Below are 15078 nucleotides of genomic sequence, written 5' to 3'. Positions count from 1 at the left end.
AGCATCCGCTGCCCTTTTTTATATCAGGCAAACTATCAATAAAAATGGAAAGCCGTTGCTGGCCGTTTTTTGTATGATGCTTTTTTGCTCCGGCATGCGGCCGGCTGACAACCTTGCCACTCTTACGGAAAGGATATTCCGATGCTTTTAATCTTTCAGATCATAACCACCATGATGCTGCTGTTCTGGCCAATGGTCATGATGATGTCGCCGATGGCATTTGATGCACCGGGTTCAGAAAATAACCGCGAACATATCATCGGCATGATGATCTTCCTTTGTTACCCCATTCCGTTGTGCGCGCTGTACTGGATATTCGGTGCAGAGCTGTTCGGTATTTCCGGCCGTACCCTGACCCTGGGCGCCACCGTCATTATCGTGCTGGCACTGAGTGTGTTCGGCTATGGCTCGCTGCTGAAAAATGCCTTAAACGGCATCGCCAGCAGTGGTTATTCCAACGTCAATAATCAGGTGTATTACAACGCCCGTCCTGTCGCCGCAGCCGACAGCGAAACCTTTGAGGTGCTGGGCAACAATTATTATTCCCAAGGTTATGCCCGCGATAATAAGCAGGTGTATTTCCGCGGAGAACTGCTGGCGGATGCCGACGCTGCATCTTTCCGGGCGCTGGACAGTGACGAGGAATACTGGGTCGATAACCAAAAGATTTACCTCGGCGGCAAGGCCATTCCCGGTGCTGACCCGGCACAGTTCAAACGGGTGCCGGATGCCTGGGGCAGCCCGTCCGCCTATGCCCTTTCCGGCACCACGCTGTATTACGATGCTGAGCGCATTGGCGAAGTGAACCCGGATGAAATCAGTATTATTACGCCGTTTCTGGCCAAAGACCGCCAGCACATTTACTACCTGGAAAAAATTATTTTGCCGATGGCCGATGCGCCAAGCTTTGTGCTGTTACCCGATACCGATGGCTACGCCCGTGACCGTGCCGCCGTCTACGACCTGATCGGTGAGCGTTCAGCACCGATTGCCGGAGCCGATCCGCAAACCATGGAAGTTCTGAATCGCGGCTATCTGAAAGACGCCAGACATATTTATCACCGCGAGAGCTACGAGCCGACGCAGATACTGCACGATGTCGATTACGACAGCTTTGTGGTCACCGACTGGGATGACGAAACTCAGTCCGAAGCCCGTGACCGCTATGCGTTGTATATGAACGGCAAGGTTGTAAAACAACTCGCCGAAAAAGCCGCGCAATAATGCGCTGAATAAAAAAGGGCAGCCTTAGCTGCCCTTTTTATTTTCCCGGTTTCAGAACCCGGATTTCAGTCCCCGGATTTCAGTCCCCGGATTTCAATCTCCGAATTTCAGTCCCCGGATTCTACCCGGCAAAAGCCGTGCTTAAGCACGCTCTACCGCCAGAGCAACACCCATACCACCACCGATACACAGGGTTGCCAGACCTTTTTTCGCATCACGGCGCATCATTTCATGCAGCAGCGATACAAAAATACGGCAGCCTGATGCACCAATCGGGTGACCCAGAGCGATAGCACCGCCATTAACGTTGATCTTGTCTGCATCCCAGCCCAGACCTTTATTAACCGACAGCGCCTGCACGGCAAAGGCTTCGTTGGCTTCGACCAGATCCAGATCGGCCAGAGTCCAGCCGGCTTTTTCCAGACACTTTTTCGTCGCCGGAATCGGGCCGGTACCCATGATTTTCGGGTCAACACCGGCATTCGCATAGGCTTTGATGGTGGCCAGAATCGGCAGGCCCAGCGCTTCGGCTTTTTCACGGCTGGCCAGCATCACTGCGGCGGCACCGTCATTCAGTGAAGAGGCATTACCCGCGGTAACGCTGCCGTCTTTCTTAAAGGCCGGACGCATTTCAGCCAGCTTGGCAGCCGTGGTGCCAGCGCGTGGGTTTTCGTCGGTATCGAATACCTTAGGGTCGCCTTTGCGCTGTGGAATTACCACCGGAGTGATTTCATCTTTGAACTTACCGGCAGCAATCGCAGCCAGCGCTTTTTCCTGTGAAGCGGCGGCAAATGCGTCCTGCTCTTCACGGGAAATCTGATACTCATCAGCGATATTTTCGGCAGTGATACCCATGTGGTAATCGTTAAACGCATCCCACAGGCCATCCACAATCATGGTGTCGACCATGTTCCACGGTCCCATACGCTGACCATTGCGTGAATTTGGCAGAGCGTGGGGCGCATTGGACATAGATTCCTGACCACCGGCAATAATCAGGTCTGCATCACCGGCTTTAATCGCCTGAGCCGCCAGATGCAGTGCTTTCAGACCGGAGCCACACACCTTGTTAATGGTCATCGCCGGCGTGGTATCGGCCAGACCGCCTTTGATCGCCGCCTGACGTGCCGGGTTCTGGCCCGCTGCGGCGGTTAATACCTGGCCCATCAGCACTTCATCGACTTCGGCCGGATTGATGCCGGTTTTTTCCAGCAATGAACGGATTACCGTCGCACCCAGATCCACCGCCTGAACACTGGCCAGTGAGCCGGCAAATGAGCCAATAGCGGTACGGGTAGCGGCAACGATTACTACGTCAGTCATAGAAATTCTCCAGAATATGAGGGCCTGCATTGAGTAGCACAGCGAGGATGACGAATTCATGAACCTCAGCCGCTAATTCAGTCCAACGGCTGGCGCTTGTCCTCTTTGTCGGGCGCAGTGAAAACCGGACGCCGGGCAGGTGCAGGCGCGCCATTATACCCGAAAGACGGCCTGATGCCGTCCGCCATTGGTGCAGGTCAGGAACAGGCTTTGTGCTTATCAGGCCATAAGTGGCACGTTTGGCAGGGGTAAAGGTCGGGGATTCGGATAAGGCGTCACGACTCAGGCGTCGCGGTCTACGCGGTCGAGAGCGCCCACATCCAGTACCGGCGAAGCGTCGATATGCTGGGCATCCATCATATAGGCGACCCGCTCGAGCGAGCTGAGAATCATCGTCTGCTCCCAGTCGTGCAGATCCTGATACTGCTGCACAAAGCTTTCCTGCAGCGGTTTCGGGGCATTCAGCAACACCGCATCCGCCTCCGGCGTCAGATACACGTAGACTTTGCGCTTATCGGCACTGCCGCGCTCACGCTTAACAAAACCGCGTTTTTCCAAACGGTCGATAATGGTGGTCACCGTCGCCTGCGACAGGCTCACGCGCTGGGCAACCTCACCCACCGTTAATTCGGTGTGCTGGCGCAGCAATTGCAGAATCAATAACTGCGGCGCGGTCAGACCAGCAATTTTACTCAGCTGGCGCGAGTGCAGATCGGTGGCGCGGATAATACGGCGCAGGGCTACCAGCACCTCATCATAGCGGTTCATGTCGTTGTCCGGATCATTCTGATAAGAGCCGATTCTAACATCGTTAGGGTTCAAAACATTCATTATCCATCGGCCTCCGGCAGTTTTCCCAGCTGATCGGCATTAAGAGCAACCAGCAACTCATCACCCTGCTGATAAGTCCCCAGAATCAGTGCCTGCGTCTGCGCTGGCGGCTCAATATCCGATTCATTGAGCTCTATGATTTCCTGCACCTGATCAATCACCATGCCGACCACTTCATGCTCCAGTTCCAGCGTCATGATACGGCTGTCATCCGTGGCTTCCTGAGCAGCCAGCCCCAGCAGCGCCCTGCCATCCAGTACAGTGACCACATCACCGCGCTGATTAATGATGCCCGACACCACCGCCGGCGCACCGGGAACAGGCTCCGGCGGCTGAAAGTGCGCAACTTCACGCACCTGACGCACCGGCAGGCAGTAACAGGTTTCATCCAGGCGGAATGTGAGCCATTTCTGAGCATTCATCAGCTCACCTCGTTTTATTTAGAGTTGTAAATAAATTACCACGATGCTAAATTGTTTAGGGTTCTAAGTAAATGGCAGTTGCCGTAATGATTAATTCTTAGCCAAACTGAATAAAATTCAGGCTGATTAATCGGTACGTGGCAACTGAAAGCGAGAAATGGATACTTTTTCGACAGAAACGTCAGAAAAAAACATTACAGATCAAAACAATATTACCTTCCGGAAGCCTGCAGCAACCGACGGCCATGCCGCTTTCTCTCTGGTTGAGCGCTGCAAGCCTTTAGATGTCAATTCAATGTACTGCAACCTGCTGCAGTGTTCGCACTTTGCCGACACTGCCATCGTGGCAGAACAGAACGGCGAGATGGTCGGCTTTATCTCCGGCTATCGCCTGCCGCACCAGCCCGACACGCTGTTCGTCTGGCAGGTTGCGGTCGACAGCAAAGCCCGCGGTCAGGGTCTTGCCAGTCGCATGCTGCACGCGCTGCTTAAGCGCCATCAACACGTTGTGCATCACCTGCACACCAGTATCACACCGGGCAACGATGCCTCGTGGAATACCTTCCGTCGCCTGGCTCACAGCCTTGGCGCCCCTCTCCAGACCAGCGAACTGTTTGACCGCGAACAACACTTTGGCGGCGCTCACGACAGCGAAACGCTGGTTCATATTGGTCCCTTCATGCTTTTTGCACAGGAGTAAAAAACACCATGGATATCTATCACGAACTCGAATCCAACGTGCGTGGCTACTGCCGCTCTTTTCCGGTGACTTTCACCAAGGCACAGAACGCCATCCTCACTGACAACGAAGGCAATGAATACATCGACTTCCTCGGTGGCGCCGGCACGCTGAACTACGGGCACAACAACCCGGTGTTTAAGAAAGCCCTGCTGGAATACATCGAGTCGGACAGCATCACCCATGGCCTGGACATGCATACCGAGGCTAAAACAGCGTTCCTGCAAAGCTTCAACGAGCGCATCCTCAAGCCGCGTAAAATGAAGTACAAAGTGCAGTTTACCGGCCCGACCGGTACCAATGCGGTGGAAGCGGCACTGAAGATTGCGCGCAAAAATACCGGCCGTCAGACCATTGTGTCGTTCACCAATGGTTTCCACGGCGTGACTCAGGGCGCCGCCGCAGTGACTGCCAATAACTACTACAAAAACGCCATCGGCATGCCGCTGCCGGGTGTGCAGTTTATGCCGTACGACGGTTATCTCGGCGATTTCAATACGCTGCATTATTTTGAAAAAGCGTTGCAGGACGGCTCTTCAGGTCTGGGACACCCGGCCGCCGTGATCGTTGAATGTATTCAGGGCGAAGGTGGCCTGAACAGCGCTTCTGCCGCCTGGATGCTGGGCCTGCAGGCGCTGTGTAAGCGTTACAACATGCTGCTGATTGTCGACGATATTCAGGCAGGTTGTGGCCGCAGCGGTACCTTCTTCAGCTTTGAAGAATTCGGTATCGAGCCGGACGTTATCACCCTGTCTAAATCCCTCAGCGGCTACGGTCTGCCAATGGCCATTGTGCTTTTGAAAGAAAAACTCGATACCTGGAAGCCAGGCGAGCACAACGGTACCTTCCGCGGTAATAACCATGCCTTTATTACCGCCCGCATGGCGCTGGAAACCTACTGGGCAGATGACAGCTTCAGCCAGAGCGTGAAGAAAAAAGCGCAGCTGATCCGCAGCCGCCTGAAAGAAATTCAGGCCGAGCACGGCGGCCAGATGAAGCACAAAGGGCGCGGCATTATGCAGGGTCTGGAATGTGTGAACGGTCAGGTTGCCAGCCGCATCACCGAGCTGGCGTTCAAGCGCGGCCTGGTTATTGAAACCAGCGGTTCCGACGGCCAGGTGGTAAAAATCCTGACGCCACTGACCATCGAAGAAGACACCCTGAAAGCCGGCCTTGGCATTCTTGCCGAGTGCATCGGCGATGTGATGGCGGAGCAGATTTCCAAAGCCTCCTGAGCATCTCCCTCCTAATTGCCTATCAGAAAACCGCCAGCCGCCGGGAAACCCGGCTGGCGGTTTATCCAACCGATAACGAGTAATCACTATGATCGTAAGAACTCTGGAAGAATGCGAAAACTCCCCACGTAATATCAACGGCGGCAACTGGAAAAGTGTGCGTATGCTGCTGAAAGAAGACAACATGGGCTTCTCCTTCCACATCACCACCATTTTTGCCGGAACCGAAACCCCTATCTGGTATCAGAACCACCTTGAATCGGTGTACTGCATCAGCGGCGAAGGCGAAATCGAAACCACCGCCGACGGCAAGGTTTATCCGATCAAGCCCGGCACCCTGTACGTGCTCGACAAACACGATCAGCACCTGCTGCGCGGTTTCAGCGATATGCAGATGGCCTGTGTCTTTAATCCGCCATTAATCGGCAACGAAGTACACGACAAAGACGGCGTTTATGCATTGGATGCCGACCCTCTGAAAGCCTGAAAGGAGACCCCATGACTCTGCATACGGTAGAAAAAATCGGCGGCACGTCGATGAGTCAGTACCAGGATGTTCTGCACAATATCTGGCTGCGTCCGTACCAGCACCAGACGCAGGGCGAAACCCTGTACCAGCGCGTATTTGTCGTTTCTGCTTACGCCGGTATGACCAATGGTCTGCTCGAGCATAAAAAAAGCGGTGAACCGGGTGTGTATGCCCTGTTTGCCGAAATGGATGAAAAGCGCCCATGGCAGGACAAACTGCATGAAGTACTGAACAACATGCTGGCGGTCAATGCTGAAATGTTTGCCCCGGACAGCATGATGCATAAACGCGCGGACCAGTTTATTCAGGAGCGTATGCGTGATGTGCAGGAATGCCTCGAGCATCTGGAAGTGGTGTGCAGCTTCGGCCACTTCCAGCTGGATGATCACCTGCATCGTGTACGCGAAATGCTCAGTGCACTGGGTGAAGCACACAGTGCCTTTAACTCCGTGCAACTGCTGCGCAGCCACGATGTGAACGCACGCTTTATCGACCTCACCAACTGGCGCTCCGACGAGCAGCTGAATCTGGACGACCATATTGCCCAGGCCTTCAGCGATGTCGATATGAGCACAGAAATGCCCATCGTCACCGGTTACACCCAGTGCCGCGAAGGGCTGATGCGCACCTTTGACCGTGGCTACAGCGAAATGACCTTCAGCAAAATCGCCACCATTACCGGCGCGCGCGAAGCCGTTATTCACAAGGAATACCACTTAAGCACCGCCGACCCTGTGCTGGTTGGTGATGGCAAAGTGCACCCGATCGGCCAGACCAACTACGACGTGGCCGACCAGCTGGCCAACCTCGGGATGGAAGCCATTCACCCGCGTGCCGCCGCCGGGCTGCGCAAACAGAATATTCTGCTGCGCATTAAAAACACCTTTGAGCCGGAACACAGTGGCACTGTGATTCACAGCGACTACTGTAGTAGTACTCCTAAAGTGGAAATTATTGCCGGAACACGCAATGTCTGGGCTCTGGAGATTTTCGATCAGGATATGGTCGGCGATCCGTCCTACAGCCAGCGCATGAATGATCTGGTACTGGAATCCGGGGTACGGGTACTGACCAAAGATTTTAACGCCAACACCGTTACCTTTTATTTAAAAGGTAATAAACGCCGGATTAACTGGCTGATGGAACGCGTACAGCAAGCCTATCAGCAGGCCGATATCCGCGTCGAAAAACTGGCCATGGTCAGCGCCATCGGCAGCGACATGAAAATTACCGGTCTGTTGCAAAAGGCCGCCGGAGCACTGTCCGATGCCGGGGTGAATATTCACTCGGTACACCAGGCCATGCGTCAGGTGGACATCATGTTCCTGGTCAGCGACAGCGACTACGCCAGTGCTGTAAAAGCACTTCATTCAAAACTGATTGAGCAATCCGATACATGGCCAGACCAAAAAACCGCCTGACCCTGACTTTATTGCTGAGCATCAGCGCCTTCTGTGCAGCCCTGGCCATGCCAGCGGCTGCACAGTCCGTTGACAGCGACGATAAAAAACAGCAACAGAATGACCAGCAGGCAGAGCAGACGATCGAAGAATTACAGGCGCCGCTGTACAGCGCTTTTACCGAACGCTATCTGCTCGATGAGGTTAAAAATCTGCGTCAGCAGATTGCTGATGCGCGGGTTGAACTGACCGAAAAAATTGTCGATAAAGAAATTGATGTATCCAGCAAGGCTCTGACCTATGCCACCGATACCGTCACCTATTTTTTCTATCTGATTGCCGGTGCTTCCACGCTGCTGGTATTAATTGGCTGGAATTCATTACGTGATATCAAAGAACGGGTTGGCGCTTTTGCCAACGACGAAATCCGCCGCATCACCGCCAGCTATGAAAAACGTCTGGATAAACTCGAAGACGAACTGCACCGCAAATCACGGCATATTGCCCAGGCGCAGGAAGAAATTGAACTCACCAACGAAATTCATTCGCTGTGGCTGAAAGCCTCACAGGAAAATACGCCACAGAGCAAAATCGCCATTTACGATCAGATTCTGCAACTGCGTCCGGACGACGTTGAAGCCCTGACTTACAAAGCCGATGCAGCGTTATTACTGGGTCAGGCACAATGGGCAACCAGCCTTGCCAACCGCGCACTGGAAGTCGACCCGGAAAACAGCCACGCGCTCTATCAGCGTGCCTGTGCCCATGCCGAAAGCGGTGCAACCGAAGAAGCCCTGCGCGATCTGCAGAACGCCATCGATAAAGCCGACTCACTGCGCTTACAGGCTGGCCGCGATATCAGCTTTGAAAGCCTGCTGCAGAATGAGCGTTTTCTGGAAATGGTGGTATTGCCACCGGATGAAGACGGTGAAGAAAACAGCTGAGCAAGCGGAGAAAAAGACCGTAGCAAAAACCGGAAAAATTCAGACCGGACGGTCTGAATTTTATTCCGTTAAAAAAAGCGCCAGCAGTTCATTCAGATATTGCTGGCCTTTTTCCGTTGGATAAATACGTTTATCCACATTCAATAAACCCAGCTGCTGAGCTTTTGCCACAGGTTCTGCCACAGCCTCCAGTGTCAGGCCGGTACGGTATTCAAAATCATCAACCAGCATACCTTCACGCAGGCGCAGGCCATTCATTAAACACTCAAGACCAATATCTTCCGGCTCAATGGTTTGCTTACCGGTCAGGAAGGTTTTATCCGGATTGAGATAATCCCGCGGCAGACGGGTTTTCTGTGTGCGGTAGATGACGTTGGCATCGGCCAGGGTGATTTTGCCGTGCGCTCCGGCGCCAATGCCAAGGTAATCACCAAACTGCCAGTAATTCAGATTATGTTTCGAGGCTTTGCCCGGCTGGCAATGCGCCGATATTTCGTAGTGGTCAAAACCGTGCTCCGCCAGTAATGCCAGCCCGGCCTCCTGAATATCCCATAATGCGTCGTCTTCCGGTAACTGCGGCGGACGTTTATAAAATTCGGTATTGGGTTCGATGGTCAGCTGGTACCAGGATAAATGCGTGGGCTTAAACGCCAGTGCCTGTTGCAGATCGTCCAGCGCCTGTTCAACCGTTTGCCCCGGCAGACCATGCATTAAATCGAGATTAAAATTATCGAAACCGGCTTTTTTCGCCAGTTTAATCGCCCGCAGTGCCTGCTCGCGATCATGTACCCGGCCAAGCTTCTGCAGATGCTCTGGCTGAAAGCTCTGTATGCCGATGGATAAACGGTTAATTCCCAGCTTGCGGTACGCTGCGAATTTTTCAGCTTCGAACGTACCCGGGTTGGCTTCGAGGGTAATTTCAATATCTTTGGCAAAGGTCAGGCGCTGCTTCAGTCCTTTAAACAGCGCTTCGTAAGCCCTGGCCGACAACAGGCTCGGCGTGCCGCCGCCAAAGAAGATGCTGTGAATCTCACGCCCCTGCACCCAGCGCAGGTCTTCGTCCAGATCGGCCAGCAATGCGCGGATATATTCCCGTTCCGGCAGATCACCTTCAGCCTGATGCGAGTTAAAATCGCAATACGGACACTTACGGATACACCAGGGAACGTGGATATACAGGCTCAGCGGCGGCAGATGCAGCATGACTACTTCCTCAAATTCCGGCTCAGACTTCAGCCAGATCCAGGGCCTGCAACAAAGCTTCCGCCTTCGCGGCCCATTCATTATTTTCGTGTGACAGTCGGGTATTGTCTTTTTTCAGACGCTCGTTGTCTTGCTGCATTTGTAGTATTTGCGCATTCAGTTGCTCAATCTGCTGTTGCTGAGCCAGAGCTGCAGCATCGCGTTCAACCAGTTGCGCAGCAGCTTCAGCCAGCTGCTGGCGGGTCTGTTGCTGTTCGTTGTTCAGTTTCTGCACATCTTCCTGCAATTGCATATTATCCAGCTGCAGGGTTTCGATGCTGCTGATGGTACGTAACACTTTCTGTTCTAACTGATCAAAAATATCCACACATTACTCTTTTTAAAAAATAATAAAAAAGCCCGCACCATAAGCGCGGGCCAGACTTGCTATCCCTGAGCGGGGAAATATCAGACGTGCCAGCGCGCCAGAAGTTGCTGAATTGCCTGACCACGGTGAGAGAGCTGATTCTTACGCTCTTTATTCAGACTGGCTGCTGCACAACCTTCACCCGGCACAAAGAACAGCGGATCATAGCCAAAGCCATCGCTGCCTTCCGGCGCGGTTAAAATACGTCCTTCCCAGCAGCCCTGAAACACCTGTGGCGTCGGGTCGGCGGCATGACGCATATACACCAGTACGCACTGGAAACGGGCAGTACGCTGCGCCTCTGGAACGTCTTTAAGCGCCGCCAGCAGCTTGGCATTGTTGGCACTGTCGCCCTGGCCGAAACCATCGTCGGCTGCGGCATAACGGGCACTGTAAATACCCGGTGCGCCCTGCAGGGCATCGACTTCAAGACCGGAGTCATCGGCCAGTGCCGGCAGGCCGGTAGCGGCGCAGGCATTGCGTGCCTTAAGAATGGCATTTTCAACAAAGCTGAGACCGGTTTCTTCGGCTTCTGTCACATTAAGCTGGGTCTGCGGAATCAGCTCAATATTCAGCCCGGCAAAATGGGTGTCGAACAGTGCGGAAAATTCCCGCAGTTTTCCGGCGTTACCGCTGGCGAGTACTATTTTGTTCATTCTTCGTAAAATCGCTGGCTGAATTTCACATCAAAGGTGCGGCTCTGGCCTTCCGGAGTTGCTTTCAGGTTAACGTTATACATGTCTTCATCATCGAAACGGAAAGTGGTGATGTAATACACCGCATTGGTTTCTTTGATTTCCTGAAATTCCAGTTCGCGGCTCTGACCGAGCAGGTTGCGGATAGTGCCGGTCACTTTACCGCTGACCGCAGCCGGCACATCGCTGCCTTCTTCGTTATGCAGAATCGACACGCTGATATAGCCCAGCGCCCGTGAACGGGTGATGCCATAGGCTTCAGCCGCTTCCGGTGGCAGGAAGCTGGAGTTAAGGCCGATATAGTGAACTTCGTAGTCACCAAATACCTGTTTCTGCTCACCACGGTCGGCGGCCAGCAGCAGTGGGCTGAAGGCGGCACACAGGGTGAATAAACATGCGGTAAAAACCTGAGTCAGTGCTTTCATGATCATTTCCTTGTGATGTGATAAACGGCTATTTCACCCAGCATGGACGGCCACAGGCGAATCGTCCAGTGTTCTTTATGCTGGTCATCGACCACGGTTTTATTGAGGATGCGGATGCCTTTTTCACGGCACAGCATCTCAAAATCGCGGAAGGTACACATATGAATGTTGGGCGTGTCGTACCAGTTATACGGCAGCGTTTCCGACATTGGCATACGGCCTTTCAGCAACAGATAAAAACGCGTACGCCAGTAACCAAAGTTCGGGAAAGTGACAATGGCTTCGTCACCGATGCGCAGCATTTCATCGAGCAATAAATCCGGGCGCTGCACCGCTTGCAGTGCCTGGGTCATGATGACGGTATCAATGCTGTTATCTTCAAAATTACTCAGACCTTTATCCAGATCCTGTTCGATAACATTGACGCCATTGGCAATACAGGCGGTGATTTTTTCCGGATTAATTTCCAGACCATATCCGCGCACATTTTTATGCCGCTTCAGATAACTCAGCAGCGAGCCTTCACCGCAACCAAGATCGAGTACCTGACTGTCGGGCTTAACCCACTGCTGGATAATGGCCAGATCATCGCGTAATACCGTCATACTTTCCCCTCCACGCCAAGACCGTCAGCCACACGTTGCATATAGGCTTTGAAAATATCCATATAACGCGGAATCGGCAGCAGGAAAGCATCGTGGCCGTTGTCGGATTCAATACAGGCATAGCTGACGTTTTTATCGGCGTGCATCAGGGCATTCACAATTTCTTCCGAACGCGCCGGAGAGAAACGCCAGTCGGTGGTAAAAGAAACCACCAGATAGTCGCACTGCGAGCGGCTCAGACATTTCACCAGATCGTTATCAAAGTCAGCGGCCGGATCAAAATAATCCAGTGCTTTGGTCATCAGCATGTAGGTGTTGGCATCAAAGCGCGTACTGAATTTTTCGCCCTGATAATGCAGGTAGCTTTCCACCTCAAACTCCGGCGCAAAGCTGTAATTCAGTTTGCCTTCTTTCAGCTCACGGCCGAATTTCTGCCGCATGGCATCATCTGACAGATAGGTTAAATGCCCCAGCATGCGCGCCTGCATCAGACCGGATTTCGGAATGGTGCCGAATTTGTGATACCAGCCGTCATGGAAATCCGGATCTTTGGCAATCGCCTGACGCGCAACTTCGTTAAAGGCAATATTCTGCGCCGATAATTTCGGTGCCGAAGCAATCACCACCGCATGGCGTACGCGCTCAGGAAACTGAATCGACCAGCGCAATACCTGCATGCCACCCAATGAACCACCGACCACGGCGGCCCATTGCTGAATGCCCAGCACATCGGCCAGCCGCGCCTGACTGTTGACCCAGTCACGCACAGCCATAATCGGAAAATCCGGACCGTATACTTCACCGCTTTCCGGATTAATGCTGGTCGGGCCGGTCGAACCTGAGCAGCCGCCTAAATTATTCAGCGCCACCACAAAAAAGTGGTTGGTATCGATGGCTTTGCCGGGACCGATGGCGGTATCCCACCAGCCGGGCTTTTTATCGTCCATGCTGTGGTAACCGGCGGCGTGATGATCGCCGCTCAGGGCGTGACAGATCAGCACCGCGTTGGATTTATCGGCGTTCAGGCTGCCATAGGTTTCGTACATCAGATCGTACTGCGGCAGAACCCGGCCACTGCGCAGAGTCAGTGGCTGATCAAAATGCTGTAACTGGGGAGTGACCAGACCGACGGAGTCGTCGGGAATAACATCCGGCATGAGCGTTCGTTTCCCGCGTTGGTGAAAGCTGACAATTAAGGCGCGGAGTTTATCAGGCTTGCCGCCAGAAGACAGCAGCGGCAGCAAGCCTGAACACGCCGTTGCTGTTACAGCACCAGCGTCTGGCTGATCCCGCAGCCCGCAGCAAAGTGCCCGTCATGGCTGACCAGAATCAGCGCCCCCGGATAAGCCCGTAAGGCCTGCGCCAGTTGTTCACGGCTGTGCCTGTCCAGATGATTGTCCGGCTCGTCGAGCAGCAGCAACGCTCCGGGAGTTTGCTGGGTCACCAGTAACAACGCCAGCTTCATACGCTCACCGCCGCTCAGGATGCCGGCCGGGCGCAGACAGGCATCTGCATTTAACCCAACCCCGGCAAGCAAGGTGCGCGCACTGGTCATATCCAGTGATGTTGCCTGCAGCAGGTTATCCAGCGCACTGAGATGGTTATGCAGCAGACTGCAGTGCTGATCGAGCAGACGTATTTCGCTGCGGCGCAGAATCGTTGGCTGCTGATCCGCTGTCGCAAGCAACTGCAGCAGGCTGCTTTTGCCGGAGCCGTTAGCACCGCGCAACCACAGATGCTCGCCCTGCTGTAAGGCAAAGGTCAGGCGCTGCTCAGGGCGGTACGGCAGTGGCTGATCCGTTACCTGCAGAATCAGACCACTGCGCAGTTTTCCGGTCGCGGGCAGATACCACTGGGCGAGCGGACTGTCTTCCTGCAACCATTGCTGCTGACGCTCTTTCAGCTGACGGGCAGCCTGCTCATGCTGACGGCTGCGTGCCCGGCTCTGCCGCCCCTGCTGCTGCTCCGCACTTTGTTGTTTGTTATCCAGCAGCAGTTTGCTCTGGCTGCCGTCACGGCGCTCACGCTTACCGCTTTGCGCCCGGCGGGCTGCTTTTTCCTGGCTGCGCTGGGTGGCGCGCTCCACCTGTTGCAGACGCTGGCGGCTGCCTTCCAGTTGCTGCAGCAATGCCTGCTGCTCCTGCTGACGCTGCAGCAAAAACTGATCATAGTTGCCACCGTACTGATACAGATGGCCGCTGCGCAGCTCCAGAATATGCTCCATTGCCTGCAGCAGCTGCACATCATGACTGACCAGAATCAGCACGCCGCGAAAAGCCGCCATCTGCCCGATCAGCCACTGCCGGCCACTGTCATCCAGATGATTGCCCGGTTCGTCGAGTAACAGGACTGCGGGCTCTGATGCAAACAGCAGCGCCAGTTGCAGGCGCATACGCTGACCACCACTCAGCGCCTGCGCCGGGCGTTGTAAACGCTGCACTAACTGCGCTGCCGAAGTATCTGACTCATACGCCAGACCATAAGGCTGCAGAATCTGCTGCAAACGCTGCGGCAGACTCCAGTCATCACCGATCAGCTCAAAATCGGCGGCGGTGGCTATGCCTTCTTCCACCCGCTGCAAGGCCTGTAACCGCTGACTGAGATTTAAGTAGTCCGCCAGGCTCTGAGCGTTACGGGGGCCATCAGCCTGCTGTTGCGGTAACCAGACGCAGCGCCCGCGGCAGCGGATATGGCCCTGCTGCGCCTGGCGCTGCCCGGCCAGCAGTTCCAGCAACCATGATTTGCCACTGCCATTACGGCCGCACAAACCGTAACGGCCGGCCGTCAGCGATAGCTGAATATCCTGCAGGATATGCTCACCTGCAGCACTTTGTGCACACAGATGTGCGCACTCAAGAAGAACGGATTGGGACATAAGCGACTCCTGCGGCAGCAGGCGCATAGCGGGTACACAGAGGAGAGTGAAAAAGAGGTACTGCCAGACCCGACATACGCAGTCCTGCCCGCCGATTAAAACCAAAAGAAAAGGGTTAATGACGGAAGCAGGGCGTTTAAATCATGTCGGTGCGGACTCCGCAGAAGAATTCAGAAGTGCAGGTTAAGAAAAAGCGGCATTGCTGACAAGATTATGACTGTC

16 protein-coding genes are annotated in these 15078 nt (G+C 54.1%); 6 read left to right on the top strand and 10 right to left on the bottom strand.

Annotated elements, in window-relative coordinates; genetic code table 11:
* Positions 1-141 precede the first annotated feature (141 nt).
* The gene (locus LGT44_RS08185) at positions 142-1224 is read left to right on the top strand and encodes a DKNYY domain-containing protein (protein WP_230331377.1); all 1083 of its coding nucleotides are present in this window, start codon (positions 142-144) and stop codon (positions 1222-1224) included.
* 141 nt (positions 1225-1365) lie between these two features.
* Here the strand turns inward: LGT44_RS08185 and LGT44_RS08180 are convergent, their stop codons facing one another.
* The 3 genes from LGT44_RS08180 to LGT44_RS08170 all read right to left on the bottom strand — a co-directional run bounded on the left by LGT44_RS08180 (position 1366) and on the right by LGT44_RS08170 (position 3800).
* Positions 1366-2547 (bottom strand): acetyl-CoA C-acetyltransferase, encoded by a 1182-nt coding sequence (locus LGT44_RS08180; protein ID WP_225691426.1) that lies wholly within the window; start codon positions 2545-2547, stop codon positions 1366-1368.
* 282 nt (positions 2548-2829) lie between these two features.
* A complete protein-coding gene (locus LGT44_RS08175) occupies positions 2830-3378 on the bottom strand; it encodes a MarR family winged helix-turn-helix transcriptional regulator (RefSeq protein ID WP_328296342.1) in 549 nt (182 codons plus the stop codon).
* The gene (locus LGT44_RS08170) at positions 3378-3800 is read right to left on the bottom strand and encodes a chemotaxis protein CheW (RefSeq protein WP_230331376.1); all 423 of its coding nucleotides are present in this window, start codon (positions 3798-3800) and stop codon (positions 3378-3380) included. Before LGT44_RS08170 ends, LGT44_RS08175 begins: the two co-directional genes overlap by 1 nt.
* Positions 3801-3957: 157 nt before the next feature.
* Here LGT44_RS08170 and ectA point away from each other — a divergent pair, with 157 nt between their 5' ends.
* From ectA to LGT44_RS08145, 5 genes are all read left to right on the top strand, one after another.
* The gene (ectA, locus tag LGT44_RS08165; RefSeq protein ID WP_230331375.1) at positions 3958-4500 is read left to right on the top strand and encodes a diaminobutyrate acetyltransferase; all 543 of its coding nucleotides are present in this window, start codon (positions 3958-3960) and stop codon (positions 4498-4500) included.
* Between the two features lie 8 nt (positions 4501-4508).
* Positions 4509-5774: a diaminobutyrate--2-oxoglutarate transaminase gene (gene ectB / locus LGT44_RS08160; protein ID WP_230331374.1), complete on the top strand. Its 1266-nt coding sequence runs from the start codon at positions 4509-4511 to the stop codon at positions 5772-5774.
* An 88-nt stretch (positions 5775-5862) separates the two neighbouring features.
* Positions 5863-6261: an ectoine synthase gene (locus LGT44_RS08155; RefSeq protein ID WP_225691423.1), complete on the top strand. Its 399-nt coding sequence runs from the start codon at positions 5863-5865 to the stop codon at positions 6259-6261.
* 11 nt (positions 6262-6272) lie between these two features.
* Complete coding sequence (locus LGT44_RS08150) at positions 6273-7724, top strand: aspartate kinase (RefSeq protein ID WP_230331373.1); 1452 nt, start codon at positions 6273-6275, stop codon at positions 7722-7724.
* A complete protein-coding gene (locus LGT44_RS08145) occupies positions 7700-8647 on the top strand; it encodes a TPR end-of-group domain-containing protein (RefSeq protein WP_225691421.1) in 948 nt (315 codons plus the stop codon). The genes LGT44_RS08150 and LGT44_RS08145 overlap by 25 nt, the downstream gene beginning before the upstream one ends.
* Before the next feature lie 60 nt (positions 8648-8707).
* Here the strand turns inward: LGT44_RS08145 and hemW are convergent, their stop codons facing one another.
* From hemW to LGT44_RS08110, 7 genes are all read right to left on the bottom strand, one after another.
* Positions 8708-9850 (bottom strand): radical SAM family heme chaperone HemW, encoded by a 1143-nt coding sequence (hemW, locus tag LGT44_RS08140; RefSeq protein WP_230331372.1) that lies wholly within the window; start codon positions 9848-9850, stop codon positions 8708-8710.
* A gap of 22 nt (positions 9851-9872) precedes the next feature.
* The gene (locus LGT44_RS08135; RefSeq protein WP_145466986.1) at positions 9873-10217 is read right to left on the bottom strand and encodes a hypothetical protein; all 345 of its coding nucleotides are present in this window, start codon (positions 10215-10217) and stop codon (positions 9873-9875) included.
* Between the two features lie 80 nt (positions 10218-10297).
* Positions 10298-10912: an RdgB/HAM1 family non-canonical purine NTP pyrophosphatase gene (gene rdgB, locus LGT44_RS08130; RefSeq protein ID WP_230331371.1), complete on the bottom strand. Its 615-nt coding sequence runs from the start codon at positions 10910-10912 to the stop codon at positions 10298-10300.
* A complete protein-coding gene (locus LGT44_RS08125; RefSeq protein WP_145466990.1) occupies positions 10909-11376 on the bottom strand; it encodes a DUF4426 domain-containing protein in 468 nt (155 codons plus the stop codon). The genes rdgB and LGT44_RS08125 overlap by 4 nt, the downstream gene beginning before the upstream one ends.
* A gap of 2 nt (positions 11377-11378) precedes the next feature.
* Positions 11379-11981 (bottom strand): methionine biosynthesis protein MetW, encoded by a 603-nt coding sequence (gene metW / locus LGT44_RS08120; protein WP_145466992.1) that lies wholly within the window; start codon positions 11979-11981, stop codon positions 11379-11381.
* A complete protein-coding gene (gene metX / locus LGT44_RS08115) occupies positions 11978-13138 on the bottom strand; it encodes a homoserine O-succinyltransferase MetX (RefSeq protein WP_145466993.1) in 1161 nt (386 codons plus the stop codon). The genes metW and metX overlap by 4 nt, the downstream gene beginning before the upstream one ends.
* A 107-nt stretch (positions 13139-13245) precedes the next feature.
* Entirely contained in the window at positions 13246-14856 is a 1611-nt protein-coding gene (locus tag LGT44_RS08110; RefSeq protein ID WP_230331370.1) for an ATP-binding cassette domain-containing protein, read from the bottom strand.
* Between the last annotated feature and the right edge of the window lie 222 nt (positions 14857-15078).

This window comes from Thalassolituus alkanivorans (genome assembly GCF_020447205.1).
Taxonomy (GTDB): domain Bacteria; phylum Pseudomonadota; class Gammaproteobacteria; order Pseudomonadales; family Oceanobacteraceae; genus Venatoribacter; species Venatoribacter alkanivorans.
The sequence above is the reverse complement of the archived record's forward strand: the minus strand, read 5'-3'. Positions and strand labels throughout refer to the sequence as shown.